The 26,284-nt window shown below is 43.8% G+C and carries 23 protein-coding genes; 9 read left to right on the forward strand and 14 right to left on the reverse strand.

All coding sequences use genetic code 11. The features are described 5' to 3' along the window. Window positions 1-61: 61 nt before the first annotated feature. Complete coding sequence (locus C4S61_RS16970; protein WP_103925996.1) at window positions 62-1,843, forward strand: glycoside hydrolase family 15 protein; 1,782 nt, start codon at window positions 62-64, stop codon at window positions 1,841-1,843. Window positions 1,844-1,935: 92 nt separating this feature from the next. On the opposite strand, the gene C4S61_RS16975 is transcribed toward C4S61_RS16970, so the two are convergent. From C4S61_RS16975 to C4S61_RS16990, 4 genes are all read right to left on the reverse strand, one after another. After that, window positions 1,936-4,110 (reverse strand): bifunctional alpha,alpha-trehalose-phosphate synthase (UDP-forming)/trehalose-phosphatase, encoded by a 2,175-nt coding sequence (locus tag C4S61_RS16975; protein WP_103925997.1) that lies wholly within the window; start codon window positions 4,108-4,110, stop codon window positions 1,936-1,938. 344 nt (window positions 4,111-4,454) lie between these two features. Next, the gene (locus C4S61_RS16980) at window positions 4,455-4,679 is read right to left on the reverse strand and encodes a hypothetical protein (protein WP_103925998.1); all 225 of its coding nucleotides are present in this window, start codon (window positions 4,677-4,679) and stop codon (window positions 4,455-4,457) included. Between the two features lie 19 nt (window positions 4,680-4,698). Then, window positions 4,699-5,247, reverse strand: a complete 549-nt coding sequence (locus C4S61_RS16985) for a hypothetical protein (RefSeq protein WP_103925999.1) — start codon at window positions 5,245-5,247, stop codon at window positions 4,699-4,701. 351 nt (window positions 5,248-5,598) lie between these two features. Further along, window positions 5,599-6,459, reverse strand: coding sequence for an AraC family transcriptional regulator (locus C4S61_RS16990; RefSeq protein ID WP_103926000.1), 861 nt, complete (start codon window positions 6,457-6,459; stop codon window positions 5,599-5,601). 179 nt (window positions 6,460-6,638) lie between these two features. Between C4S61_RS16990 and C4S61_RS16995 the strand changes: the two genes are divergently transcribed. From C4S61_RS16995 to C4S61_RS17010, 4 genes are all read left to right on the forward strand, one after another. Beyond that, the gene (locus tag C4S61_RS16995) at window positions 6,639-7,529 is read left to right on the forward strand and encodes a dihydrodipicolinate synthase family protein (protein WP_103926001.1); all 891 of its coding nucleotides are present in this window, start codon (window positions 6,639-6,641) and stop codon (window positions 7,527-7,529) included. A gap of 101 nt (window positions 7,530-7,630) precedes the next feature. Further along, a complete protein-coding gene (locus C4S61_RS17000; RefSeq protein ID WP_103926002.1) occupies window positions 7,631-9,076 on the forward strand; it encodes an aldehyde dehydrogenase (NADP(+)) in 1,446 nt (481 codons plus the stop codon). Between the two features lie 127 nt (window positions 9,077-9,203). Next, the gene (locus C4S61_RS17005; protein WP_103926003.1) at window positions 9,204-10,208 is read left to right on the forward strand and encodes a 4-hydroxyproline epimerase; all 1,005 of its coding nucleotides are present in this window, start codon (window positions 9,204-9,206) and stop codon (window positions 10,206-10,208) included. An 88-nt stretch (window positions 10,209-10,296) separates the two neighbouring features. Then, on the forward strand, window positions 10,297-11,544 hold the full coding sequence (locus C4S61_RS17010) for an NAD(P)/FAD-dependent oxidoreductase (protein WP_103926004.1): 1,248 nt from the start codon (window positions 10,297-10,299) through the stop codon (window positions 11,542-11,544). A gap of 30 nt (window positions 11,545-11,574) precedes the next feature. Here C4S61_RS17010 and C4S61_RS17015 read toward each other — a convergent pair whose 3' ends face one another. After that, the gene (locus C4S61_RS17015; RefSeq protein WP_103926005.1) at window positions 11,575-12,720 is read right to left on the reverse strand and encodes an ATP-binding protein; all 1,146 of its coding nucleotides are present in this window, start codon (window positions 12,718-12,720) and stop codon (window positions 11,575-11,577) included. A 167-nt stretch (window positions 12,721-12,887) separates the two neighbouring features. Further along, window positions 12,888-13,418 (reverse strand): DinB family protein, encoded by a 531-nt coding sequence (locus C4S61_RS17020; RefSeq protein ID WP_103926006.1) that lies wholly within the window; start codon window positions 13,416-13,418, stop codon window positions 12,888-12,890. A 76-nt stretch (window positions 13,419-13,494) separates the two neighbouring features. On the opposite strand from C4S61_RS17020, the gene gldD reads away from it, so the two are divergent. Further along, window positions 13,495-14,070 carry a gliding motility lipoprotein GldD gene (gene gldD, locus C4S61_RS17025; RefSeq protein ID WP_103926007.1) on the forward strand — a complete coding sequence of 192 codons (576 nt, stop codon included), beginning with the start codon at window positions 13,495-13,497 and terminating at the stop codon, window positions 14,068-14,070. Window positions 14,071-14,151: 81 nt separating this feature from the next. On the opposite strand, the gene C4S61_RS17030 is transcribed toward gldD, so the two are convergent. Next, on the reverse strand, window positions 14,152-15,927 hold the full coding sequence (locus C4S61_RS17030; protein WP_103926008.1) for a sodium:solute symporter family protein: 1,776 nt from the start codon (window positions 15,925-15,927) through the stop codon (window positions 14,152-14,154). A 168-nt stretch (window positions 15,928-16,095) separates the two neighbouring features. On the opposite strand from C4S61_RS17030, the gene C4S61_RS17035 reads away from it, so the two are divergent. Together C4S61_RS17035 and recG are read left to right on the forward strand one after the other, a co-directional pair. Next, window positions 16,096-17,172 carry a phosphotransferase enzyme family protein gene (locus tag C4S61_RS17035; protein WP_103926009.1) on the forward strand — a complete coding sequence of 359 codons (1,077 nt, stop codon included), beginning with the start codon at window positions 16,096-16,098 and terminating at the stop codon, window positions 17,170-17,172. Window positions 17,173-17,250: 78 nt separating this feature from the next. Continuing rightward, window positions 17,251-19,344: an ATP-dependent DNA helicase RecG gene (gene recG, locus C4S61_RS17040; protein ID WP_103926010.1), complete on the forward strand. Its 2,094-nt coding sequence runs from the start codon at window positions 17,251-17,253 to the stop codon at window positions 19,342-19,344. Between the two features lie 81 nt (window positions 19,345-19,425). Here recG and C4S61_RS17045 read toward each other — a convergent pair whose 3' ends face one another. The 5 genes from C4S61_RS17045 to pdhA form a co-directional block, all read right to left on the reverse strand. Next, window positions 19,426-19,761 carry a DUF6787 family protein gene (locus C4S61_RS17045; RefSeq protein WP_103926011.1) on the reverse strand — a complete coding sequence of 112 codons (336 nt, stop codon included), beginning with the start codon at window positions 19,759-19,761 and terminating at the stop codon, window positions 19,426-19,428. Window positions 19,762-19,901: 140 nt separating this feature from the next. Further along, window positions 19,902-21,221 (reverse strand): aspartate kinase, encoded by a 1,320-nt coding sequence (locus C4S61_RS17050; protein ID WP_103926012.1) that lies wholly within the window; start codon window positions 21,219-21,221, stop codon window positions 19,902-19,904. 109 nt (window positions 21,222-21,330) lie between these two features. Continuing rightward, window positions 21,331-21,813, reverse strand: coding sequence for a 6,7-dimethyl-8-ribityllumazine synthase (gene ribH / locus C4S61_RS17055; protein ID WP_103926013.1), 483 nt, complete (start codon window positions 21,811-21,813; stop codon window positions 21,331-21,333). 86 nt (window positions 21,814-21,899) lie between these two features. Then, entirely contained in the window at window positions 21,900-22,604 is a 705-nt protein-coding gene (locus tag C4S61_RS17060) for a tetratricopeptide repeat protein (protein ID WP_103926014.1), read from the reverse strand. A 112-nt stretch (window positions 22,605-22,716) separates the two neighbouring features. Further along, complete coding sequence (gene pdhA, locus C4S61_RS17065) at window positions 22,717-23,736, reverse strand: pyruvate dehydrogenase (acetyl-transferring) E1 component subunit alpha (RefSeq protein WP_103926015.1); 1,020 nt, start codon at window positions 23,734-23,736, stop codon at window positions 22,717-22,719. Window positions 23,737-23,825: 89 nt separating this feature from the next. Here pdhA and recF point away from each other — a divergent pair, with 89 nt between their 5' ends. After that, a complete protein-coding gene (gene recF, locus C4S61_RS17070; RefSeq protein ID WP_103926016.1) occupies window positions 23,826-24,926 on the forward strand; it encodes a DNA replication/repair protein RecF in 1,101 nt (366 codons plus the stop codon). Between the two features lie 197 nt (window positions 24,927-25,123). On the opposite strand, the gene C4S61_RS17075 is transcribed toward recF, so the two are convergent. Both C4S61_RS17075 and C4S61_RS17080 read right to left on the reverse strand, forming a co-directional pair. Beyond that, on the reverse strand, window positions 25,124-25,699 hold the full coding sequence (locus tag C4S61_RS17075; RefSeq protein ID WP_103926017.1) for a hypothetical protein: 576 nt from the start codon (window positions 25,697-25,699) through the stop codon (window positions 25,124-25,126). Between the two features lie 406 nt (window positions 25,700-26,105). Then, the coding region (locus C4S61_RS17080; RefSeq protein WP_200820605.1) for a transposase at window positions 26,106-26,284 on the reverse strand (179 nt) is incomplete at its 5' end.

Consider the following 26,284-nt stretch of genomic DNA (forward strand, 5'->3'; position numbering starts at 1 on the left):
TTTTAGTTTATTGACCATTGACCCGATAGCCTGCACTTTTTTCCAAACACACTTAATCACCATGCCAAAGCATAGTTACCAATCCGGCCTGATCGGAAATTGCGCGTATATCGCCCATATCGAAAAAGACACAAATGTCAGCTGGTTATGTTTTCCCCGATTTGATTCTGACTTTATTTTCGGAGGGATGTTGGATCGTGAAAAGGGGGGAGAATTTACCATACTGCCCGAATCGGGAAAGTTTGAATCCAATCAGGCTTATTTGGAAAATACGAATGTCCTCCAGACAGATATTGTTTCGGGTGCAAACAGCTACCGCGTCACTGACTTTGCTCCGCGCTTCAAAAACTTTGATCGCTACTACAAGCCATTAATGCTCATCCGGAAAGTGGAGCCACTCTCAGGTTCGCCGAGGATTCGAGTGACCTGTCAGCCGGTTAATGAACGGGGGGAAATCAAATTGGCACCAAGTCTGGGAAGCAACCATATCCGGTATATGGGAGTGGATCAGGAAGTCAGACTGACGACCAATGCTCCACTGAGCTACATTTGCGATGGGAAATCATTTGCACTTCAGCGTCCAATTTACCTTGTGCTCACATATGGTCGACCGCTGGAAGCGGCAATCGAATCCACTTCAGAGCGATTTTTGCAGTCCACAGTAGACTATTGGAGATTTTGGGTCAAGTCTACGAGCATTTCTAATTTTCATCAGAAGCTGGTATTACGGTCTGCCTTGATTTTGAAAATTCACCAATATGAAGATACCGGAGCAATCATCGCAGCGTCTACTACCTCCCTGCCTGAGTCACCTGGGTCCACCCGAAACTGGGATTATCGCTACTGCTGGATCAGAGACAGCTATTACACACTGACTGCATTCAACAGTATCGGCCACTTCGAGGAGTTGGAGAAGTATTTCGAGTTTATCCTAAATCTCCCAGTGGGTGAAGATGGGCGCTATCAGCCTCTTTATTCTATCACCGGAGATTCACTTTTGATCGAAGAGATTTCAACATTGGCAGGTTACCTTGGGAATAGACCTGTACGGTTTGGAAATCAGGCCTATACACATATTCAAAATGATCTGTACGGACAGGTTCTCGTTTCACTGCTCCCACTGTATTCTGATCAGCGATTTACAGAGGCGGAGCGGAGCTTTTCGGCACCGATGATTTTGAACCTTTTGGACAAAATCGAAGCGACCATGCACGAAAAAGATGCGGGATTATGGGAATTTCGAAATCTAGCCCAAGAACATTGCTATACGTTTTTGTTTCATTGGGCAGGGGCTTCTGCCGCAGCCAAAATCGGTATCCGGCTGAAAAATGACACGCTCTATCAGAAGGCGATTTACCTCCGGGATGAAGCTGCCCAGAAAATCGAGGCCTGTTACCTCCCGGATCGAAAGGCCTATTCTCAGGCTATCGGAGCAAATCACATGGATGCAAGTACCCTTCAATTGATCACCATGGGGTACTTTGGTCAGGATATCGAGCGGGCAAATAATCATTTGAAAGAATTGGAAAAAGAGCTTTTGGCTCAGGATTTTCTATTCTATCGGTACAAGCATAGGGATGATTTTGGGGTTCCTGAGACCACTTTTCTGATCTGCGCGTTTTGGTATATCGAGGCCCTTGCCTGCGTAAATCGGCTGGATGAGGCAATTGAAGGCTTTGAAACACTTACCCGGTATTGCAATCATCTGCAGCTTTTCTCTGAGGATGTGGACTATAAGACAGGAAGTCAATGGGGAAATTTTCCTCAGGCGTATTCACATGTGGGCTTGATGAATGCAGCTTTCCGAATTGGAAAAAAACTGGATCGCCCGAATTTTCTCTGAGGATTTGAATTCTGAAGATTTTTAGCAAAAAAGCCCGATAATCTGTCAAATTGACCAAAATTAGCGGGCTTACTTGTTACTAAAGTGAGTGTTTATTGGATCATTTTAGTCAATAGATTTCTCACTTGGGAGACCGATTTGATGTTGTAATTTGCCTGGGTATAAGCATAACCTACCCGGATGGAATAGGCGTTTTTAGGCATTGCTTTGAATGTATCTTCGTCGGTCCAATCATCACCGATTGCCAAGATAAAATCGTATTCGTTTCCTTTCATGAGGGCAGTAGCAGCTCGCCCTTTATTGATGTCGGGCCGCTTGATTTCCAACACCATATTGCCTTCCAGGACTTGCAGATTATATCCCCTTGCCATGTACTTGATATGGCTGAAAAGCTCACGCATACGGAGGTCTCCGAGTCCACTTTCCACTTTCCGGTAATGCCAGACGAGGGAGTGATGTTTTTCTTCGATGAAAGCTCCCGGAGTGCGCAGCACATAGTATTCCATAGCCGTCCGAATGTCTTCTTTCCAGCTGTCATCCGCGTCAGCATACAATTTCCAGTCTTCATTGGAGCCGTTCATTTTGACCCACACCCCATGCTCCGCAATCATGTCGATTTTCTGGCCATGAAACCATCGCCCGAGGGTATCTTTATCTCGGCCAGAGATGATGACCACCTGTGATTTTTCGCTCAATCCTTTTATAAGTGATTTCAATTCATTGTCAGGTACGGCATCTTGAGGATTGGATTTGAATCCCGTCAACGTACCGTCGTAATCCAGAAAAAGAATAGGTTTTTTGGCTGATTTAAATTTGGTCTGAATCTCAGAAATGACTTTTGCATCCACGTCCTTGGAGTTAAGTTCAGCCTGTTTGTTTTTGACGTGGTCCAGGCGATCCATGAATACCTTCACCCACTGGAACACATCGTATCGTTTGAGACTCGCCTGCATGGAGGCAATCCGTTGATTTTGTTCCTCAGGCTTCATGGTCAGCGCTTGGTAGATGGCATCGATAATTGCTCGCTGATCGTTTGGATTCACGAGAATAGCATCCTGCAATTCCTTGGAAGCTCCGGCCATCTCTGAGAGTATCAATACCCCAGTCTGATCGGTTTTGCTAGCAACAAACTCCTTGCAGACAAGATTCATCCCGTCCCTCAGCGGGGTGACCAAAGCAATATCGGACATGCTGTAAAATGCACTCAACTCTTCGAAAGGGAAGCTTCGGTAGAAATAATGCACCGGCACCCAATTCAGTGTCGAGTACTCAGAATTGATTCTACCCACGAGGAGGTCGATTTCTTCTTTGAGCTCTTTGTAGGACTGGACTTTGTCCCGACTCGGCACGACGATCATGATCATGGAAACATTGCCATGGAGCTCTTTTTTCTCCTTTAAGAGTTGGTGAAAAGCTTGAATTCGCTTGGGAATACCTTTGGAATAATCCAATCGGTCTATGGTGATGATGAGCTTTTGATCCCCGACTTGTTTCCTGAATTTTTTGACAATATTTTGGGTTCGCTTACTAATGGCTTGGTTTGCAAATTTGTCATAGTCAATTCCCATGGGGAAAGAATCTACATTGATGATCCGGTTTTCCGATTGGATGTAACCACTTTCGGAGTAGAATCCTGTAATCCTATCTACCGCGCTCAAAAAGTGTCGCACGTCATCAAAAGTATGAAATCCGATCAAGTCGGCCCCAATGACACCTTCTAGTAGCTCCTTTCTCCAAGGAATCATCCGAAGTATTTCATAGGAGGGAAAGGGGATGTGTTGGAAAAAGGCTATCGTGGCCTCCGGAAGTGCTTCCCGAAGCATTTGGGGTAGAAGAAGTAATTGATAGTCATGCACCCAAATGGTGTCATTCAGTCCGGCCTTTTTTAAAATTGCGTCACAAAATTTCTGATTTACCCGAACATAGGCGTCCCAATGGTCGGGATTGTATACCATGTATTGGGTGAAATAATGGAATGCAGGCCAGAGTGTTTCGTTGCTAAACCCCTCGTAAAACTGCTCCACGTCCTTTTTGGTCAGAAAGACAGGAGACATCTTCAGATCATTCAGTTCAAGGATGATTTCCGCACGCTGTTCAGGGTCTTCGACCGTGTTACCTGGCCAGCCGATCCAGATATTATCGCCGCTTTTGTAGATAGAGCCCAGACCCGTGGCCAAACCTCCTGCTGAGGGTTTGAATTCAAATCGGCCATTTCTATGACGTAGACTGATTGGAAGGCGATTGGAGACAATGATTGTTTTTGACATGATGTATAGATTAAAAACTGATAAGAGCGGGAGCTCTCAACAAAAAGGTGAACACCTAAATATAGGCAAAACAGCTTAAAAAAGGGACAAAATTTGTCAAAATTCAGCGCACTAATAGCATAAATCTGCTGCTAAGTAAATTAAAATCAGATGGTTGTATGATTTATCGAATCGAAAAACTAAAGCTGAAAATGAATAGAAAACTACCTTCTCAAAGATCAAATTTTCATTCTAAATCCAAATCAAAAAGTAAAAAAGGTGAATCAATAAATCCTGAAATTAGTTTATCCAATTGATTTGATTCAAAAAAAAGAGTCAAACCCTGAGGTCTGACTCTTAAAAATTTATCCTGTTTTTTTGCCGTTATTTTTCAAAATGGCCACCAGAATTAGAACGAATACTGCCGCACCGGCTGCTACCAGTAGCCAAGTTTGTTCGTACCAGACGGGCTCTGGACTTAGATCTATTTTGATATCCAGTCCTTTATCCTGTCCGACGGCCTGATGAATTAGGGATAGTCCAAAGAACAGACTTAAAGCTAAAAAGGCAGAAATTGAATTCCGTTTCATAGTGGGTTGGTCTATAGTGTTAGTTAAATCTAAGATTACGAGTCAAAGCAATGCCGATACTCTGTACATCAATGGTTGTCTCAGGTCTGAAGATGTGGTTGTAGAAAGCGAACACGTTCCAGTTGTAATTGTGATAACCTAACATCGGACGGATGTAACCACCGCCTGTATTTTCGGAAGTGACCCCGGACAGAAAGGTATAGCCTACATCAGTACCCACGAATAAACCTTCTGGCTGAGGGTAGTATCTCAACATAAGTCCCAATGGAACTGCACCAAATCCATCATTCATTCCCTGGAAAGCAGGAGCTTCTGACTTTTCAAAGTACTTGGTATAACCGGTAGCTAATCCGATTCCAAAATTGTTTGTTCTCAGGAATTGAGCAGCTACATCAAGCCCAAAAATGAAAGAGGAATAGTTGGCTACTTCACCTGATGGTGCAGCGATCAAAGCTCCGACTTTCAGCCAGGAATTGGACTCGTCAATATCTTCCAAACTCCGTTCAGTTTGGGCGAACGCGGTGATGCTCAGAATAAGAGCAAATGCGGTGATGAAAATTTTTTTCATGTGATTGGTTTGTTTTAAATGTTAAATATGCCGTCCCAATCCTACCTAATCAGGCTTGTTTCAGGACCTACCTACCATCAGGTAAGGAATTACTCTGTTAAAAATCATCTCTGAGTAAGAGATCCTTTTTAATTCGAGGTGAATTTCTCTGATAGGCTAAGTCCAAAGGATATGCCCTGATCAACTTTCAATGTCTTCATTCCTAAAAATGACGATTTAAAAATCAGAAAATCAATATTTTAGGATCATTTAGTGCCGGCTCATGAAGGGGATTTGAGAATGCGATTTGAACGATAACCGGTAAAAAATTCCCCAAAAAGGGACAAGTTCCTACAATTTTCCTTGTCTAATTTAGCTGCGGAATTCCCTCGGTGAAATTCCCACAGCACTTTTAAAACTTCGGTTGAAGTAGGACAAATTCTCAAAACCTACCTGATACGCAATTTCAGAAATGTTCATTTCTGTCTCCTGCAGAAGCTTTTGGGCTTCGGTGATCCGAAGCTGAATCACATATTGAGTAAATGTCTTTCGGGTTCTTAGTTTGAAAAACCTGCAAAAGGCTTCTTTTGAAAGGTTTGCTGCGGCAGCAGCCTGTTCCAAAGAGATCTTTTGAAAGCGATTTTCAATTAAAAACTGCATGATTCGATTCATCCGACTTCCGTCTTTTTCTGAAAGTCCCCGCATCAACATCGAGGCATTCAGTTGGGTCAAATCCCCACCTGCCCGGTCGAGAATGGATAAAATCCGAAAGGCAAGCTGAAGTCTTTCCAGTCCCTCGCTTTTCCCAAATTGCTTCAGAAATTCTTTTGCAAGGTCAGCGGAATGCCCAGAAAGCTGAAGGCAGAGGCCTTCAAATCCCCGGAATTGCTTCAAAGGTTGTAATTCGTCCACCTCGTCGATGGCATTCCCCAAAGCTGCAAAATCAAAGAAAATCGTGTTTCCAACAGACCATAGCTTGGTTTCTGATTCAAAAAACTCGGGATCGCTTCGGAATACATGGGGTGCATTTTCTCCCAAAAAAAATACATCTCCGGCCTGAAACCTCCCGACATAATCTCCGCTGAGAAATTGGCCTTTTCCCTCCAAAATAACTGTCAACTGCAATAGAGGATGCTGATGTAGTTTGTCATAAAAGAACCTTCCCCGATCGATCTGAAATCGGACAAACTCCTTTTGGGACTTGGGTACCTGAAAAGAAATTATCTTGGCCATATCTCTATAATGGTATCAAATTGAGATAAAATAAACCAATAATTATCTGATTTGATCAATAACGTATCAAAAAGGATTAATTCTGTGAAAGATTTCATTCCTGATCTGTCCTAGATTTGTGATAAAAATTGCTCATTTAAAATCAGCTCAGTTAAATCTGGGCTAAAAACCAATAGATTATGAACTGGAAAGGCGTATTCCCAGCGGTCACGACCAAATTTCACGCAGACGGTAGTCTGGACATGGACTTATTTTTCAAAAACCTTGACTTTCAGCTGGAAAGTGGTGTTCATGGGATAATCCTTGGGGGTACCTTGGGCGAAAGTTCCGTGCTATCACAGGAAGAAAAAATCACCCTCACCCGGGAAACAGTAAACTACCTCAATGGAAAAGTTCCTGTCATCCTCAATATCGCCGAGGGAGCAACTCAGGACGCACTGTTTTGGGCCAAAAAGGCGGAAGAATTTGGAGCATCAGGATTGATGATCCTGCCACCGATGCGATATGGAGCTGATGCTCGGGAAGTAGTCACCTACTTCAAGACCGTGGCCAACTCAACCTCGCTGCCAATGATGATCTACAATAATCCGGTGGATTATAAGACTTTGGTTACGCTGGACATGTTTGCCGAATTAGCTGAATGCTCCACTATCCAGGCGGTAAAAGAATCCACACGGGATATCTCCAACGTAACGCGAATGATCAACCGATTTGGAGATCGGTTTCAGATTCTTTGTGGGGTGGATACTTTGGCGATGGAAGAATTGCTCATGGGGGCTGTGGGTTGGGTTGCCGGATTGGTTTGTGCATTTCCGAAAGAAACTGTTGTGATTTTTAATCTGGTTCAGGAGGGCAAAATCGAGAAAGCCCGGGAAATCTACCGTTGGTTTTTACCACTGTTGGAGCTCGATATCCACCCCAAATTGGTACAATACATCAAACTAGCCGAGCAGCATTGTGGCATTGGTTCAGAGCATGTCCGTGCGCCTAGACTGACCTTGATTGGAGAAGAAAGAGAAAGAATTGAGGGAATTATCAAGGAAGGCTTAGCAAAAAGGCCGAAATTGTAAAAACAGACGCAAGAAGCTAGACACAAGACCTTTTGTAGTCTGTGACAGATGCATATGGCTCTTAATTTTCCAATCTTTCAATTTTCCAATTTTCAAATCCTATGACCTACAACACAATTTTCACTGCAGCCCAGGAAGCCTTTCTTTTTTACAAAAACATTCCGGGAAAGGAAAAGGGGGCTTTTTTAGAAACCTTGGCTGAAATCCTCGAAGCCAACCGGGCAGTAATTGTCCCGTTGGCCGTAGCAGAATCCAACCTACCCGAAGGGCGGATCAATGGGGAGTTGGGACGTACTACAGGCCAAATCCGCCTTTTTGCCAATTTAGTCAAAGAAGGTTCCTGGGTAGAGGCGACCATAGATCCGGCTGATCCGGACCGTTTGCCGCTCCCCAAAGCAGATATTCGCAGATTCCTGACACCCCTGGGACCTGTGGTCGTTTTTGGTGCGAGTAATTTTCCTTTGGCATTTTCCACTGCGGGAGGGGATACCATATCTGCCTTGGCTTCGGGCTGTCCTGTCATCTATAAAGCACATCCTGCTCATCCTGAAACTTCCAAAAAAGTGGCTGATTGTATCCATGAGGCTATCTTGAATTCTGGATTGCCGGCTGCACTGTTTACTCATGTAGAAGGCGGAATCGCCGAAGGTCAGGCCTTGGTGAAGCATCCACTTGCCAAAGCAGTGGCTTTTACGGGGTCTCATTTGGGTGGAATGGCACTTTTTAATTTGGCTAGTCAACGGGACGAGCCAATTCCGGTCTTTGCAGAAATGGGATCGGTGAATCCAATTTTTGCTTTTTCAAAGAAACTGGAAAATGAACTGGTTCCTTTGGCAAAAGCCTTTGTCGGATCCCTGACCTTGGGAGTTGGTCAGTTTTGTACCAATCCGGGGTTGATTTTTGTTCCTAAGGATCAGGCAAAAGCTTTCGAAAACGCAATTGCCGCGGAATTGCATGATATTGCTTCAGCTCCCATGCTTCACCCGGGAATTGCCCAAGCGTACTACGATTCGATCCAATATTTAGAATCCCGAGAGGAGCTTCGCTGGGTAAAAGTAGCCGATCCGAAGCATCTGATCAATGGTAGTACGGCCTTGGCAGAGATTAAGGCTGCTGACTGGTTGAGAGACTCTGTTTTTCAGAAGGAGGTTTTCGGTGCATTTGCCTTGATAGTGGTATACAAAAGCGAAGACGAACTATTGGAGATCGCAAAAAAGCTTCATGGGCAGCTTACGATCACAGTATGGGCGGAAAAAGAAGAACTGAAAAATCAGCTTTTCCTCATCAATCTGCTCGAGGAAAAATGCGGTAGATTGCTATTCAGAGGTGTCCCAACCGGTGTGGAAGTAGGGTATGCCATGCAGCATGGTGGTCCGTACCCTTCTACCACGGCACCAAACAGCACTTCAGTCGGCTCCAATGCCATCAAGCGATTTGTTCGCCCGATAGCTTTCCAGGATATGCCGCAGGATTTACTCCCCGATGCGTTGAGGGACGGTAATCCTTTGGGGATTTGGAGGATGGTGAATGGGGAATGGCAAAAATAAAGTACGACTTACGAGGGTATGAGTAGATTTCATTGCACTTTTTCACCTTTCAACTTTATCACTTTACAACATTCCAACGGAAGGAATGTCGAATCTTGAATTTCAAATTTCGAACATCGAATAAATAATGTCTACCCGTCACACCTTCTCCTGCATAGACGCCCACACCTGTGGCAATCCGGTTCGCGTCGTTTCCGGCGGAGTTCCTTTTCTGAAAGGAAACAATATGCTGGAAAAGCGTCAGTATTTTCTCGAAAATCTTGACTGGATTCGTACCGGATTGATGTTTGAGCCGCGAGGTCATGATATGATGTCCGGTTCCATGTTGTTTCCTCCGCATAATCCGGAAAATGACTTTGCAGTGCTCTTCATAGAGACTTCCGGCTGCCTTCCCATGTGTGGTCATGGCACGATCGGGACGATCACCATTGCCATAGAGGAAGGCTTGATCCATCCCAAGACACCCGGGTTTTTGAGAATGGAAGCTCCGGCTGGATTGGTTTTGGTCGAATATAAGCAGGAGGGAAATAAGGTAAAATCTGTGAAGCTGACCAATGTGAAAAGCTATCTGGCAGCTGAAGGGTTAGAAATTGAAACTGAAGAGCTCGGCAAATTGACCGTGGATGTAGCCTATGGAGGCAATTTCTATTGCATCGTAGATCCTCAGGAAAACTTCAAAGGAATAGAACATTACAGAGCCGAGCAGTTGATTTCTATGGCCAGAAATCTCCGAAGGAGGATGAACGAAAAGTATGATTTTGTCCATCCCGAGCATGACAGGATTCGAGGACTTTCGCATGTGCTTTGGACAGGAAAAACACGGGATGAAAGCAGTACTGCCAGAAATGCGGTCTTCTATGGTGACAAAGCAATCGATCGCTCACCCTGCGGGACAGGGACTTCCGCCCGGATGGCGCAGTGGTTTGCCAAAGGTTGGCTGAAACCTGGTGATGAGTTTATTCACGAAAGCTTTATCGGCTCGAAATTTATCGGACGGATCGAGGAAGTAACCGAGATCGCCGGAAAGCCTGCCATCATCCCAAGTATCGAAGGTTGGGCAAAAGTTTACGGATACAATACCATCATCCTGGACGACGACGACCCGTATGTCCATGGATTTCAAGTTATCTAACTGTACGAAGTACAAAGTACCAAGTACGAAGAATCTCTGCGAGAATCTCTACTTGGTACTTCGTACATGGTACTTGGTTCAAAATTATATGAAGCCAACACTCATCATCGGCGGCGGGATCGTCGGATTATTTTCCGCTTATTTCCTTCAGAGGCAAGGAATCGAGGTAATTGTTATCGATAAAACGGATCTCAAAGACAATTGCTCCACAGGCAATGCCGGCATGATCGTGCCAAGCCATATCATTCCGCTTGCAGCACCGGGAATGATTACCAAAGGGATTTCCTGGATGTTTTCTTCCAAAAGTCCGTTTTACATTCATCCCCGACTCGATCTCAAGCTCGCTCAGTGGTGCCTCCTTTTCTTCAAAGCTGCCAATGAAACTCAAGTCAAAAAAGCCATTCCTTTCTTAAAAAACCTCAGTCTACTCAGCAAATCGCTGTATCAGGAGTTTCGGCAGGAGCATCCGGAGTCAGCCATGGCCTTGGTAGAAAATGGCCTGATGATGGCCTATCAGACCGAAGCCATGGAGAAGGAGGAGGTGGAATTTGCGCATCTGGCACGAAAATATGGGCTTGAAGCTGAAATTTTGAGTAAGGACGATCTAAGAAAAGTAGAACCTAATCTGGAATTGAAAGCCCGCGGAGCTGTGCTTTTTCCCGGTGACGCCCATTTGGATCCAGGGGCTTTGTATAGCTTTTTGAAAAAATATCTGGGGGATAAGGGAGTGAAATTTCTCACCAAAACCCAAGTTCTTGGATTCGAAAAGTCAGCATCCAAAGTGGATGCAGTTTTGACTGATCATGGGAAAATTGAAGTGGAGAAAGTAGTACTGTGTGGAGGTTCCTGGTCTGGCGAATTGGCGAAGATGCTCGGATTTTCGCTTCCGATGATGGGAGGTAAAGGGTATTCTTTTATCCAAAAAAACCAGCCTGAGATCAAGCAGGCCACTATTCTCACCGAGCAAAAGGTTGCTGTCAGCCCGTATGGAGCGACTATCCGATTTGGTGGGACCATGGAGATCGCCGGAACGAATCAGAGCATCAACAGGAATCGCGTAAAAGGAATTTTTGAATCGATCAACCGGTATTATCCTGATTTTGAGGCAAAATTTCCTGAGGAAAACCAGATTTGGAAAGGGCTTCGTCCTTGTTCACCCGACGGGCTTCCCTATATTGGTTTCGCGCCAAACTACTTAAATGTTTTGGTAGGAAGTGGACATTCGATGATGGGGATCTCGCTTGCTCCAGCCACAGGTAAAATCCTGGCAGAACTTCATCAGCAAAAGGAAACCGCTATTGAAATTCAGGGCTTTGAAGTGGGGAGGTATTCTTAGGTATTCAGAAAGATCTCGTCTATTCGATTTTCAATAATCGTATCCGAGATTTTTCTCAAAGTTTTCAATGTTGACTGTCTGTAACCTAGCATCAGGATATGCTTCGGTAAATGGCAGTGGGAATCTGACTTTTGCTTTAGGACTCCACTTGCATTCGAAAACAGTCAGATTGCCTTCCGACTCTTCTACAAAGTCTATTTCTTGCTTGGCAGTAGTACGCCAAAAGAAAAATTTAGCATCTATTCCCCGAAACGCTTGGTATTTCATTCGCTCTACGAGAAAATAATTTTCCCAAAGTGCGCCCACATCAGTTCGTTTTACAATTGGGTTGAAATTTCCCAAGATGGCATTTCGAATTCCGCAATCGTAGAAATAGATCTTTTTGCCCTTTTTCAGTTCATTTCTCAAGTTTCTGTTGAATGCTGGAACGGTGAAAATCACGTATGACTTTTGCAATAGGTCTATATACTTCTCCACTGTATTTTTGTCTGCTCCCACTAGCTGCCCGAGTTTATGGTAGTTGACTTCATTTCCCAATTGTAGAGCGAGTGCCTTGAGTACCTTTTCGAGCAACACGGGCTTTTTTATCTGCTCCAGCATCAGCAGATCTTTGTATAAATAGCTGCCCGAAAGAAGCTTTAGTAATTCCTCTGCGTCACTTGGATGCGTGATAATCTCTGGATAACTACCAAAAATTAGTCGTTGCTCGATCAGTCGCTTTTCTTCCAATAGTCCATGATGTTCCACCATCTCACCAAAACTCGGCGGAAAAAGAAAAAACTCGTATTTCCTTCCTGTCAGTGGTTCATTGGACAGATTGGCCAAATCAAATGCCGAAGAACCCGTGGCAATCACCTGGACATCCTTTAGCTGATCCACAAATATTTTAAGTGTAAGCCCGATGTTAGGGATTCGCTGTGCCTCGTCAATAAATACCAGTTTATGGTTTCCAATAATCGATCTTAACCGGGTAGCACTGGTTTCACTTAGTTCGCTTCTCACGTCGCCATCATCTCCATTGAGGATAAAAAATGATAGGCTAGTCTCCTTCAGGATAAATTCACACAAAGTACTTTTCCCAACTTGCCTTGGGCCAAAAATCAGGATTGCTTTCCCTCGAAAAAGCCGCTGTTGTATTTTGCTATAAATTCGCCTGTGTATAGTTGTTAAACTCATCTCTTGATTTAATTCACAAAAATAATATGATATTTGTGAATCAATTCACAAATATCATATATAATTTGTGAATCAATTCACAAAAATTATACTTTTTGACCCATCATAAAAAATAAACCCTCTCAAGTTTTCATTCTTGAGAGGGTAGCGTATTGGGGAAATGAAACTCAGAATCCGACAAAAGCTGGTGGCTCCACGCCATTGGCTCTTAAGTATGCAATCGCAGAACCTCGGTGATGGGTGCTGTGATCAATGAGAAGTGCCTGAACTTGCCGACGGCTCACGGTATTTCCGAAAACCTCGATTTTTTCGGCCGCATCGGCATCACTGAGAGCTTTTACACTTGCTGCGCCATAATCATAGGCTTCAGCAATAAAAGCAGCCAGTACTGCCCGATCAGCGGCAGCCAAATCCAAACTTGGGGCATTGTCACCACCTTTCAAAAAACCTTTTGAAATCCCCACTATTGCAGTCCCGATATGATGAATCTGCTCTTTGAAGGACATAGCCCCTGGATCTGTTTTATAATCCATACCGGAATCAGGCATTTTGGCCAGTACGTCCAGCGTAAATTTCTTGCTGTTTTCCCATTTGCTCAAAAACTCCTCTTTAGTAGTCTGAGCCTGTGCCATAGCTCCGAAAAGCATCAAAGTCGCTGAAAAAAGCGCGACAAATGTTGATCTAATTGATTTATTCATAAGTAAATGATTTTAGTGGAATGTTAAAGTTCCACTATTCCCCAGTCAATTCAAATGGAAAGTCTAATTTTGATACATGAAGAAATTAGTGATTTTGTCGATACTCCTGGCAAGTTTGACTTCCTGTGAAAAATCATGGCTTCCAAAACCTCCCGGATACAACAAAATAGACCTTCCTCAGCACAAGTACACTCCCTTGACCGGGGATTACCCATACCAGTTGGATTTTCCCACCTCAAGTGTGGTGGAGCCCGATTCATTTAATTTGGCTGAGAAGGCTTGGATCAATTTGAACTACAAAGATTTTGGGGCAAAGGTCCACCTGACCTACAAAAAAATAGACGGACAAACCACCAAATTTGAAATCCTCTCCAACGACGCATTCAAACTAACAGCTAAGCATCAAATCAAAGCTTATGGGATTGAAGAGGGAATTTTGATAACCCCGAATGGATACACAGCGGTTGTGGCTGAGCTTTCGGGGGAAGTGCCGACACAGTTTCAATTTTTTGTGACAGATTCTACGGATCATTTCCTTCGTGGAGCCTTATATTTCAATACAGCAATGAAAAATGATTCTTTGGCTCCAGTGATTGAACACATCAAAATTGATATGACGCACTTGATGAATTCGGTGAAGTTTGTGGATTGAACTGATCCGTGCAATTCAAAGCTAAAAAACCTGCCTCAATTGCGCTGAAGCAGGTTTTTATTTTTTGATCAATTAGGTCATCTATCTGAGATTCTTCCAGGAGCTGATAATTACAAAACCACCTGCCAAAGCAATAACAGCAGCAATGATTCCGGGTACCGTATTCCCATAAATAAAGAATCCTGTTGAGAAAAGCGCCGAATATACCATCACAGTTCCAGTGAGCATCAAGCCGATTTCCTTTGGTAGCTGACCTTGTTCCTGTTTTTCTGCCGGATAGCGATCCAGTACTTTTTTCCATCCGAATGCTGCGGGAGTCACTTTTCTGTAGAATGAAAGCAGGATTTCGTCCTTTTCGGGTTGGGTCAAGAATGTCACCGCCAACCAACCCACAGTTGTAATTAAAACGGAATAAACCAATTTCAAATAAGCTTGATTTTCCGGGATTAGAATCCATTCTACCTTTGGATTAATCACTTCGAAAAAGATTGCAACGACAAAAGAAATGGCCATGGCTGAAATCTCTGTATAAGCATTGATTCTCCACCAAAACCAACGAAGGATAAAAATCAATCCCGTACCCGCCCCGATCTGAAGCAGAATTTCAAAGGCATCCAAGGCAGAAGACATTGCTAAAGCCAAAAATGCGGACAATACCATCAGAAGAACCGTAGAAATACGACCAACAGCTACCAGTTCCTTGTCCGATGCCTCAGGTTTCATAAACCGCAGGTAAAAATCATTCACAATATAGCTCGATCCCCAATTCAAGTGTGTCGACAACGTAGACATCACGGCCGCGATCAAAGAAGCCAAAACGATTCCAATCAATCCTGTCGGCAAATAAGTCAACATGGCAGAATAAGCTAAATCATCTCCCAACTTATCTACTGGGATATTTGGGAATGCAGCTTGAAGGTCTGAGATATTTGGATAGATCACCAAAGAAGCAAGGGCAATCAAGATCCATGGCCAGGGTCTCAACGCATAGTGAGCAATATTAAAAAACAGAGTCGCACCGATTGCGTTTTTCTCATCTTTTGCAGAGAGCATCCGCTGTGCGATGTAGCCTCCACCTCCAGGCTCAGCACCCGGATACCAAGTTGCCCACCACTGAATCGCTATAGGCATGATGAATAGCGGGATGTATATGTTTGGATCACTGAAATCCGGAAGAAAGTTAAGCTTGGTCGATACCACTTCGTGTGAAAGCAAATTGCTCAAAGATCCAATTTCCGGCAGATCAAGAATGTAGTATGCTGCTCCAAATGAACCGATCATCGCAATGAAAAACTGGAAGAAGTCAGTAAGCAATACGCCTTTCAAGCCTCCGAGTGAGCTGTATAATACGGTGACAATAGATGCAATTAATAACGTTTCATAGGGTTCCAAACCCAGCATGACTCCGCCAATTTTTATCGCTGCCAGTGACACTGTGGCCATGATCACTACATTGAAAAATAACCCAAGGTATAAAGCACGAAACCCTCTCAAAAATGCAGCTCCTTTGCCGGAATAGCGCATTTCATAAAACTCCAAATCCGTAGTCGCCTCAGATCTTCTCCAGAGTTTGGCATAGACAAACACCGTAAGCATCCCTGTTAACAAAAAAGCCCACCAGGCCCAGTTTCCCGCGACACCATTTTTTCGAACAAGATCAGTCACCAAGTTTGGCGTATCGGCTGAGAATGTGGTTGCCACCATAGATACCCCAAGGAGCCACCAGGGCATATTTCTACCTGAAAGGAAAAACTCTTTTGCAGAACTCCCAGCTGATTTTGCAGTGAAAAGCCCGATAGCAAGAGATATAATAAAGAAGGCTGCAATGATGCCCCAATCCAAGGCGGTAACATTCATAAGGTCTGGGTTTAAATTGGCGGACAATTAACAAAAATTTTCTCTTAATGAGGAAAAGCTTTTTTAATTTTTTTGAAAAATAAGAACGGGATTTGTTCCTTCGCCTAGGCTTTGTTTTTCTAGAATTCAAATTCCGTAAAATTTCCTTCTTCCCGCTATTTTCGCGTCATGAATTCACATCTGATCTCAAGCTTAATTCATTTTTACCCCATTCTCAATAATCAATCGCTCCATATTTCTGCCTTGGGAGAAGGATTGATCCATGAAACGCTCCTGATCGATAGCGAATCAAAACAGTGGGTAGTTCAGGGATTTAATGAATCGGTTTTTAACTTTCCTGACCGGATAGATTTTAATCTGTCACTGCTGAGTGCTCATGCAAAGGCTCAAACCGAGGCTTTGCCATTTTTGCTTCCATTACCGATTTTGAACAAAGAGGGGATGGGGCTTTCAGAGATTGGAGGCAAGAAGTATCGGCTTTTTGACTTCGTCAAGGGAAAAACTCTCCAGCAAATAGAGAATTCAAATCAGGCTTTTCTGGCGGCGGAAGCCTATGGGGAATTCGCAAAATGGGCAAAAGAAATCAGCGGGGAACTGATGCAAGAGACCATCCCCGGTTTTCACCGTTTGGATCTTCGTTTTCAAAAGCTCGAACAAGCCAGCTTAAAAAGGCCAGTGATAGCGTCAGAAGAACGCGAGATTTTGGAATTCTATTTAAGCCAAAAGCCTCTTATTGATTGGTATTTGAACCAACTAAACCAATTACCAAGCCGGGTAACGCATAATGATACCAAGATCAATAATTTGATTTTTTCTCAAGATTTGACAAAGGTGGAGGCCTTGGTCGATCTCGATACGGTAATGGGAGGATTCTTGATGTATGACTTTGGCGATTTGGTTCGGACTGTGGCGTGTAGTCTACCGGAGACTGCCATCCAATGGGGTGAAATTCATCTTCTCCCGGAGATTTTTGAAGAGTTGCTCAGGGGATATTGGGAAGGAGTCTGGGATTTTTCATCACCCGAAGAGACTGATTCCTTGCTTTTAGCAGGTGAAATCATGACCCTGATCATGGGACTGCGATTCTTCACCGATCACCTGCAGGGAAATATCTATTATCGGGTCAGCTACCCGGAGCAAAACTTTCATCGTGCCAAAAACCAGATGATTTTTCTGAAAAGCCAACAGGAAAACAGGCGGTTACTAAGCAATATCTGGTCAAAAGTCACAGGTATCAAATCATGATTTCCGACAATTGCGATCAAAACCTTGGCTTTTGAACTGGCGCAGCCTTAATTTGCTTTTCCCCAAAGACCAGCGCCATTGACCGGAATTTTTGACACAAGAATCGAATACCTGAAAGGTGTCGGCCCACAAAAAGCCGAGTTGCTCAACAAGGAGCTGAATATTTTTACGTATGGGGAAATGCTGCAGCACTATCCCTTCCGCTATGAGGATCGCACGAAGTTTTTCAAAATCCGAGAACTCACAGATGATTTGGAAAATGTCCAGGTCATCGCCCGGATCAAAAAAGTCGAACTGATTGGGTCTGGTGGCAAAAAAAGGTTGGTTGCTCACGTGTTTGATGACACGGGAGAAATGGAGATGACTTGGTTTAAAGGGATCCAGTGGGTTCAAAAAAAACTTCCTCCGGGCGCAGCATTTATTTTCCTTGGAAAACCCGCTCAATATGGTCGAAAATGGAGCATGGCGCATCCCGAAATGGAACCGGTGACTTCGGCCAACGAGCAGCGGAATAATTTTCAACCGGTCTATTCCACCACAGAAAAACTTCGGGCGAGATTTTTGGATTCCAGAGGAATTTCAAAAATTCAGGAAGTTCTGGTTCCGGCTGTTTATCCCCACATACCTGAGACCCTTTCGCAGGAAATCCTTGACCACTATCAACTCATCGGCAAGCAGGAAGCTATCCGCCAGATTCACTTTCCCACCGCACCGGATTTGCTCCATCAAGCGCGGAAACGGCTGAAGTTTGAAGAGTTTTTTTATTTGCAACTCAGACTTCTCAAAATGAAAGTAGCCCGAACGGAAAAATCCCGAGGACAAGTGCTTTCTAACACTGAATTGTTGACTGATTTCTATAAAAATCATATTCCATTCGAGCTTACCAATGCACAGAAGCGGGTGATCCGGGAATCCTTCACAGACATGAAGTCTGGCAAGCAAATGAATCGATTAATTCAGGGAGATGTAGGAAGCGGAAAAACCATGGTAGCTTTTATTTGCACGCTGATTGCGATTGGCTCCGGTGCGCAAGCTTGCCTGATGGCTCCGACTGAGATTTTGGCCAATCAGCATTATGAAGGCCTGAAGGAATATGCTGATATGATGAGGTTGAAAATTGCCCTTTTGACAGGTTCCACAAAGAAATCAGCCCGTAAAGTCATTCATGAGGAACTCCTCACAGGAGAATTGAAAATCCTGATCGGTACCCATGCGCTTTTAGAGGATATCGTACAATTCAAAAATCTGGGCTTGGCTATCGTGGATGAGCAGCATCGATTCGGAGTGGCACAGCGGGCAAAGCTTTGGGCAAAAAATGAGGCATTCATCCCGCACGTTTTGGTTATGACGGCAACACCGATTCCCAGGACGCTTGCCATGACACTTTACGGCGATCTGGACGTCTCTGTGATCGATGAACTTCCTGCCGGGCGGAAACCCATCCAGACGGTCCATCGCTACGATAAGGATCGACTGAAAGTCTTCGGCTTTATCAATGAGGAGGTGAAAAAAGGCCGGCAAGTCTATATTGTTTATCCCTTGATCGAGGAATCGGAAAAGATGGATTTAAAGAATTTGATGGATGGGTACGAAAGCATTTCCCGTGCTTTTCCTCAATACCCGCTCAGCATCGTCCATGGGGGGATGAAATCGGATGCCAAAGACTACGAAATGCAGCGATTTATCAAAGGTGAAACCAAAATCATGGTAGCTACCACAGTGATCGAAGTGGGAGTCAACGTACCAAATGCCTCCGTGATGATCATCGAAAATGCAGAGCGATTTGGACTTTCACAGCTTCATCAGTTGCGCGGTCGAGTGGGTCGAGGTGCGGAGCAAAGCTATTGTGTACTGATGAGTAAATACGAGCTATCCAAGGATTCCAGGGTGCGCCTGGAGACCATGGTAAGGACAAATGACGGTTTCGAGATTGCGGATGTGGATCTGAGACTACGAGGTCCCGGAGATTTGATGGGAACGCAGCAAAGTGGAATTACGGATTTGTTGATTGCGGACTTGAGCAACGATGCGCCTCTTTTGACTTTAGCAAGAGATGCGGCACAGCAGCTTTTGACGAATGATCCTGAACTCAGTCAGCCAGAAAATGCCGCGATTTTAAGGCAGGTGAAGCAGCAGAAGACTACTGCGATGAATTGGAGCCGGATTAGCTGAAAGAGGTTGAAACGTAGTAAAGTTTTAAGGTTGCAAAGTTTTACCGATCTTTTAGCCCCAGTGATTTTTTAAAAAAGTGATTTATTTTTTTGATTTAAACATAGTTCCAATTCTCCTAAAAATCTGTTTTTCTTTTTCCCAGAAGAAGTTGAACTGACCAAAGATAAAGCCATAAATCAGGAGAAAGATCTGATAAAGTGGAAGGATCAGAATCAAGTAAAGAACGGTATTGGCAAAGCCTTGTCCTCCACCCCGCTCGATGCCAAAGAAGTTTAGGATTGGATTTTTGATGAACAAAATGGTAAAACCTGTACAGGCAAATACAATCAACACCAAAACCACCTGAAGCAGACTATCTAGTTTCCACTTAGTCTGTAGGCGCTGAAGAAATCCGGGTTTTTCGTTTGGTTTTTGCATTGAACAAAAGTAATGAGATTGATTCCAAAAGAAAGGGCCAGAAAAATATTCCAGCCCTTCTCATCTTTCTGATATTTATATTTATTCAATTGAGGTCTTTGCAATTTTTCAATTTTCAAATCTTCCAATATTGAACTTACTTACCATCTAAAAACCCCCTCATTCAAGCTTTTCAATGCTGGAATTTTATATTGTGCATCTACCAAGATGGAAACATTGTGACGGCTGCCTCCATAGGAAACCATCCGAATAGGAATATCCACAAGGGAATCCATCACGGATTTGATTGCTCCTTTGGTCTCAGAGACCATGTTTCCCACAATACAGATGATGGCCTGATCGCGGTCAACTTCTACGGTCCCAAAAGCCCGCAACTCTGCGATGATTTGCTCCAAATGGCTTAAGTCATCGATGGTCACCGATACAGCCACTTCGGAAGTGGTAATCATGTCAATCGGGGTCTTGTACTTTTCGAAGACTTCAAAAATCCTCCTCAAAAACCCATAAGCTAAAAGCATGCGGCTGGATTTGATTTTGATGGCGGTGATTCCATCCTTTGCTGCAATGGCCTTTACACCTCTCGATTCTACAGTTTCTTTGATCAGCGTGCCTTGTGCGGAAGGATCCATCGTGTTGAGCAACCTTACCGGCACCTTGTGAAGCTGTGCAGGCCAAATGGAAGCCGGATGAAGGATTTTGGCGCCAAAATAGGCCAACTCAGCTGCTTCGTCAAATGAAAGTTCCGCAATCGGCCTTGTTCGATCTACGATTCGAGGATCATTGTTGTGCATGCCATCGATATCGGTCCAGATCTCACAAACTGATGCTTTGATGGCTGCTGCGATCAGCGAAGCGGTATAGTCGCTACCTCCACGCTTGAGGTTATCCACTTCGTTTTTATGGTTTTTGCAGATGTACCCTTGGGTGATGAATAGTCTTCCATCCGGATATTTAGAAAGAATCGCTGTAAGTTTTTCGGAGATTTTGCCCAATTCCGGTTCGGAATTTTCATCGATGCTCATAAAGTCCAAGGCAGGCAGGAAAACGGCCGGGATTTCCAGTTCTTCCAAAAGTGTGTAAAACAACTTGGTGGAAATCAATTCACCCTGAGCCAAAATATCCCGGTTAATCGCTTCATTGAAAGAGATTTTCAGGAGGATATTCAAAAACTCAAAATGTTCCCGGATGATCGCTTCAGCTTTTGCCTGAGTTGGAGCTTTTTTGAGTAAGGCAGGATAAAACTCCAAGTAGTGAGCATGTAGCGCATCGATTCGCTCTTTGGCTAAGGATTTGTCCCCTGCTGCCAAGGCATCGCTGATTCCTACTAGTGCGTTAGTGGTCCCGGAAAGTGCAGAGAGCACGACAATCGTCGGCTCATCGCCTCGGGTAATCAGATCTTTGACCTGATGCATTCGCTCGGGCCGACCCACAGAGGTACCCCCGAATTTCATGATTTTCATAATTTTATTGATAGGTTTGAAAAAGAAAGGTAGCATGCCCGGTACTCACTAGGTGGAGCAAACTAGGTCCGGATTTCTTATCTCTTGTGTCTTGATTCTTATTTCTTGCTTAATTATTGAATCCGAGCATTTTGATGGCAGTGATTGCTGCTTCGTCACCTTTATTCCCATGCTTGCCACCTGCGCGATCCATGGCTTGTTTCTGGGTATTAGGAGTCAGAACTCCAAAAATCACCGGCTTGTTGTACTTTAGTCCGACATTAGTTATGCCATGAGCCACTGCATCACAGATGAAGTCAAAGTGTCGGGTCTCTCCCTGAATGACGCATCCCAAACAAATTACTGCGTCAATACTTCCATCCTGGGCACACCATTGTGCTCCTAAGCTTAGTTCGAAGGAACCGGGAACATCCTTACGGATGATATTTTCTTTGCTGGCTCCATGCTGAAGCAGTGTCTGATATGCTCCGGAGTAAAGTGCTTCTGTTACCTCTTCATTCCATTCTGAAACGATAATTGCAAATTTTTTGGAACTGATATCCTGAATATTTTTCGAGCTGTGCTCGCTGAGGTTTTTTAGGGTAGTTGCCATGAATTTTTTGAATTATAAGTAGTGGAAATAAAAAAAGAGTAAGACCCAAGGCCCTACTCTTCTAATTTATGCGGTACACACCGGCATTACTTAGCGGCAAGGCCTTCCAAGCGCGCTTTATGTTTTCGTGCCGCAGCATATTCGAATGACTCGTAATATTTTTCCTCGATCTCGGTATAGGTAGCGATTGCATCGGCGATTTTGCCGGCTTCTTCCTGCGCTACAGCGAGCTTTGCCAGATACTTTGGAGAAGTATATTTATTTTCGTTGGTACGGGCAGCTTTGGTGTAATTTGAGATTGCCTGATCAAAATTTCCAAGTTCGAGATTCGCATCCCCAATCAAAGCATAAGCCTTAGACTGAACCAGGTAATCGTCTGAAGAAAAATTCTCCAGATGAGTGATTGCCTCCTGGAATTTTTTTTGTGAAAGGTAAATAGAACCTAAATAGAAGTGTGCAAGATTGGCGGCATCCGTTCTCGGATAGTCTTCCACGATGCTCAAAAAGCCCTTGTTGATTCCGTCACCATTGATGGCAAACTCCACACTGTCCTGCTCAAAGAAGTAAACTGCCTGAAACATTTCAGCCTGTGCTTTTTCATTTTGATTTTGGGTATTAATCTGAAAGAAAAGGATTCCCCCGATCAAGACAATCGCCACCGCGATGACACCGCCCAAAATTTTACTGTTTTTCTTTAAAAAAGCCTCACCTCTGCCGATTCGCTCTGCGAGCACTTCCGGATTTTCCAAGACCTCGTTTTGGGTTGCTTTTTTAGATTGCTTAGTTGCCATGTTACTCAAATTTCGGTCGCAAATATACGGTTTTTATCAAATACACAAGCCCAAACAAAAAAGCCATGAACTCTGGAAAGACTTCATGGCTTTCTGTGTCTTTTGACTCGGTTTATTCCATTACAAAAGGATAATTTTCCTGAACGTAGACGTCTTTGAAAGCATCCTGTCCATCAGGAAACGGTGACTCCTCGGCAAATTTCACCGCATCGTCTACTTGCTTTTTCACTTTTTTGATGATGGCTTCGATTTCTTCTTCAGAAAGAATTTTATTTTCCCTTATCGTAGCTAAAACCTGCTCGATCGGATCGCGCTGCTTGTATTCTTCCACTTCCTCTTTGGTTCGGTATTTTTGTGGATCTGACATGGAGTGGCCTTTGTAGCGATAGGTTCTCATTTCCAACAGAGTCGGCCCATCACCTCTTCTGGCACGTTCTGCCGCTTCAGCTACTGCCTCATGCACAGCTTCTACATTCATTCCATCCACCGGGAAGGAAGGCATATCGTAGGCTTCTCCGATTTGATAGAGTTCCGTCACATTGGACGTTCTCGCTACGGAAGTTCCCATCGCGTAACCGTTGTTTTCGATTACAAAGATCACCGGGGTTTTGTAGAGCATCGCCAAGTTGAATGCCTCATGTACCGCACCCTGACGCACTGCACCGTCACCCATGTAGCAAATTGCCAGATTTTTGGTGCCCATGTATTTCTCAGCAAACCCAAGACCCAGCCCCATCGGAACTTGCGCTCCTACGATTCCGTGACCTCCGGCAAAATTCCGCTCTTTGTCAAAAATGTGCATCGACCCACCTTTTCCTTTTGTCGTTCCAGTCGCTTTTCCAAACAATTCCGCCATCACAGCTCCCGGGTCGGTGCCCAATCCCAGTGGATGAGCGTGGCATCTGTATGCGGTGATCCACTTATCATCTTTGGTCAATGCACTAATGGAACCGGAAGCACAAGCCTCCTGTCCGATATACAAATGACAGAATCCACGGATTTTTTGCTGACCGTAAAGTTGTCCGGCTTTCTCCTCGAACCTCCTCATTAAGAGCATACTTTCGTACCAGAAAGTATAGGTCTCCTTTGAATATTTTACTTTGGACTTGGTCGCTGCAGTTTTCTTTGCCATATCGTACTGATCAAAATATGCTATTTTAGGCCTCAAATATAGCAATCCCGACCTAAAAATCAGGTAGCCACTCAAATAATTCCCTCCGCATGCATTTGGAGTCCATCGATTTAATCCAGTTTAAAAATCACCTCAAAACCAGCCTGAAGTTCAGCACGCAGCTCAATTGCTTCATGGGGCTGAATGGCAGCGGCAAAACCAATATCCTGGATTCCATCCATTATTTATCTTTGACAAAAAGTGCGGTGCAAAGCAGCGACACGCTGAACATCTCACACAGTCAGGACTTTTTTGCCATCAAAGGGAAGTTTCAGATCGAGGAAAAATCCCTGGAAGTCCGCTGTACCTTCGAGGCAGGCAAGAAAAAGCTGATCTACCAAAACGGAAAAGCACTGGACAAAACCAGTGAACACGTAGGTCTGATCCCGCTCGTTTTGATCGCCCCGGACGATACTGAGTTGATCAAAGGAGGTAGTGAAGGTCGTCGGAAGTTTTTTGACGGAATGATCTCTCAGCTCGATCATCCCTATTTGGATCAACTGATCCGATATCACCATTTTCTTAAACAACGGAATGCCTTACTAAAGCAATTTGCGGAAACAGGAAGACGGGATTTGACCTTGCTGGGAAGTTACGATCAGGAACTCATTCGACTGAGCATAATCCTTGCAAACCGCCGGGCGGAACTCTTGGAGCAAATGGCTTTTCTTTTTCAGGACCATTATTCGGAAATCTCCAACGGCACGGAGGAAGTATCGGTGAGCTATCAAACCGAAGCCTTGCAACCGGATTTCTCGGAATATTTTCTTAGCCTGCGGCAAAAAGACCTGGCCACCAAAAACAGCAATGCCGGAATCCACAAGGATGACTATGACTTCCTGATCGGCGAGCACCCGATCCGAAAGATCGGCAGTCAGGGACAGCAGAAGTCCTTTATCATTGCCCTGAAGCTGGCCCAATTCCAGATTTTCGAAGAGTACAAAGGAGAAAAACCCCTACTCCTGCTGGATGATATTTTTGACAAACTTGACGACGAGCGCATCTCCAAACTGATGGAATTGGTGTCCAAAGGAACCTTTGGGCAAATCTTCCTAACCGATGCCCGGCCTGAGCGGTCCAAGGCCATTTTGGGTAAGCTGGATGCGGAGGTTTTCTTTTTCGAGTTGGAAAAGGGGGAAGTTAAAAAGTAAAAAGAGGCCGAAGCCTCTCATACAATTAAATTAATTCTCCAATTTAATCTCAAATATCGCTTTCTTTTTTTCTTTTGCTGAATAAACCTTTGGTAATCCCGAACCCATTTTTCAGAATTATAACACATAGGGCTATAATTACTAAGAAAATTATCCCGACTACAATTAAATAAATATAAGTTTCCATAATAAAGAGTTTAAGGGATTGCATAATACCAAGATACCTCACCAGTACATCCATTAATTCTTACTTTAATGCTGTAAGATGCATAGTTAAGAAAAGCTGTACCGTCAATAAACAAATTGAAAGAAACGGTATAATCGATTACGAAACCATAGGAACCATTACTATATGCGCTTGAACCAAATTCTGGATTTACAATATTGTTAGTTACTCCCAAAAATGGATAAAACCCATACATCCCAAAAGATTGCGAGTTCAAATTCCCACCACCAACACCTAATATAATCTCAACTCCATTTAAGTCATCACCAGGTAATACCATCGCCGGAATTTTAACCCTTACGTTATGAGAGTTTTCGAAGCATAGAATCCTAACTTTATTTCCTAGATTATCAGTTAATCTTAGCCCAGATATTTCTTCATTTCCAAGATTAAATGGAATGTCATTTTTGCGGAAAATTTCAGACACTTCTGAAAAATCAATTTCCTTTTCCCCCAACATACTTTGCCTTTGATACTTTAAAAAAGCCTCCAATTCAATAAATTCGAGATTTATGGCATTATTATTTGAATTTTCAAAATAATCCACCTTTTCAGCTTTAATACCATACTTTTTTGAAAGTTCTTTGACTTTTAACTCAAGATCAAGCTCCTAAGGAACTTCGTCAATACAAGCAGTCATGATTAAGGGTAAAAACCAAGTCAGAAACCAAATTTGTGTTTTGTGTTTTGTGTTTTCATAAAAATATTTTTTTAGTGTTCCCAAAGGAAACTCGAATTTTTCATTGAAAAAATGAGGCTGTCTCAAAATTTCATTTTAAAATTTGAATAGCCGAATTTACGCAATGGAGGCCGATTTTCAGTTTTTGGTCTCCATTTTTTTTGACTTTCAGTCAGCGTAAAGTTTAGTGATTTCTCGGCTGATTTTTAGCGAATTGGGATTATTGGGGGGAGAAAAATGTCCGCTAAGGCTGAAAAAGTAGAGCGAGGAGGTTTTACCCGGCCTTTTTGGCCAGGTTGTGAGCGATGGCTAACAGGCCTGTTTCTATTTCGACCTTTTCTTTGCCTCTGAGCAGGAACCTGCCCATTCTTTTGTTGTATTTGAGATGGCCGAAGACGGGCTCTACGTCGGTAGCCCGCTGTTTTCTTTTTAGTATCCCTTCCTCAGAGGTAA

This window comes from Algoriphagus boritolerans DSM 17298 = JCM 18970, from assembly GCF_900108085.1.
Lineage (GTDB): Bacteria > Bacteroidota > Bacteroidia > Cytophagales > Cyclobacteriaceae > Algoriphagus > Algoriphagus boritolerans.

Bases quoted from the DNA above. Each gene is read 5' to 3' on its own strand.
- C4S61_RS16970 (WP_103925996.1), top strand. From the start codon at position 62: ATGCCAAAGCATAGTTACCAATCCGGCCTGATCGGAAATTGCGCGTAT.
- C4S61_RS16975 (WP_103925997.1), bottom strand. From the start codon at position 4,110: ATGTCAAAAACAATCATTGTCTCCAATCGCCTTCCAATCAGTCTACGT.
- C4S61_RS16980 (WP_103925998.1), bottom strand. From the start codon at position 4,679: ATGAAACGGAATTCAATTTCTGCCTTTTTAGCTTTAAGTCTGTTCTTT.
- C4S61_RS16985 (WP_103925999.1), bottom strand. From the start codon at position 5,247: ATGAAAAAAATTTTCATCACCGCATTTGCTCTTATTCTGAGCATCACC.
- C4S61_RS16990 (WP_103926000.1), bottom strand. From the start codon at position 6,459: ATGGCCAAGATAATTTCTTTTCAGGTACCCAAGTCCCAAAAGGAGTTT.
- C4S61_RS16995 (WP_103926001.1), top strand. From the start codon at position 6,639: ATGAACTGGAAAGGCGTATTCCCAGCGGTCACGACCAAATTTCACGCA.
- C4S61_RS17000 (WP_103926002.1), top strand. From the start codon at position 7,631: ATGACCTACAACACAATTTTCACTGCAGCCCAGGAAGCCTTTCTTTTT.
- C4S61_RS17005 (WP_103926003.1), top strand. From the start codon at position 9,204: ATGTCTACCCGTCACACCTTCTCCTGCATAGACGCCCACACCTGTGGC.
- C4S61_RS17010 (WP_103926004.1), top strand. From the start codon at position 10,297: ATGAAGCCAACACTCATCATCGGCGGCGGGATCGTCGGATTATTTTCC.
- C4S61_RS17015 (WP_103926005.1), bottom strand. From the start codon at position 12,720: ATGAGTTTAACAACTATACACAGGCGAATTTATAGCAAAATACAACAG.
- C4S61_RS17020 (WP_103926006.1), bottom strand. From the start codon at position 13,418: ATGAATAAATCAATTAGATCAACATTTGTCGCGCTTTTTTCAGCGACT.
- gldD (WP_103926007.1), top strand. From the start codon at position 13,495: ATGAAGAAATTAGTGATTTTGTCGATACTCCTGGCAAGTTTGACTTCC.
- C4S61_RS17030 (WP_103926008.1), bottom strand. From the start codon at position 15,927: ATGAATGTTACCGCCTTGGATTGGGGCATCATTGCAGCCTTCTTTATT.
- C4S61_RS17035 (WP_103926009.1), top strand. From the start codon at position 16,096: ATGAATTCACATCTGATCTCAAGCTTAATTCATTTTTACCCCATTCTC.
- C4S61_RS17045 (WP_103926011.1), bottom strand. From the start codon at position 19,761: ATGCAAAAACCAAACGAAAAACCCGGATTTCTTCAGCGCCTACAGACT.
- C4S61_RS17050 (WP_103926012.1), bottom strand. From the start codon at position 21,221: ATGAAAATCATGAAATTCGGGGGTACCTCTGTGGGTCGGCCCGAGCGA.
- ribH (WP_103926013.1), bottom strand. From the start codon at position 21,813: ATGGCAACTACCCTAAAAAACCTCAGCGAGCACAGCTCGAAAAATATT.
- C4S61_RS17060 (WP_103926014.1), bottom strand. From the start codon at position 22,604: ATGGCAACTAAGCAATCTAAAAAAGCAACCCAAAACGAGGTCTTGGAA.
- pdhA (WP_103926015.1), bottom strand. From the start codon at position 23,736: ATGGCAAAGAAAACTGCAGCGACCAAGTCCAAAGTAAAATATTCAAAG.
- recF (WP_103926016.1), top strand. From the start codon at position 23,826: ATGCATTTGGAGTCCATCGATTTAATCCAGTTTAAAAATCACCTCAAA.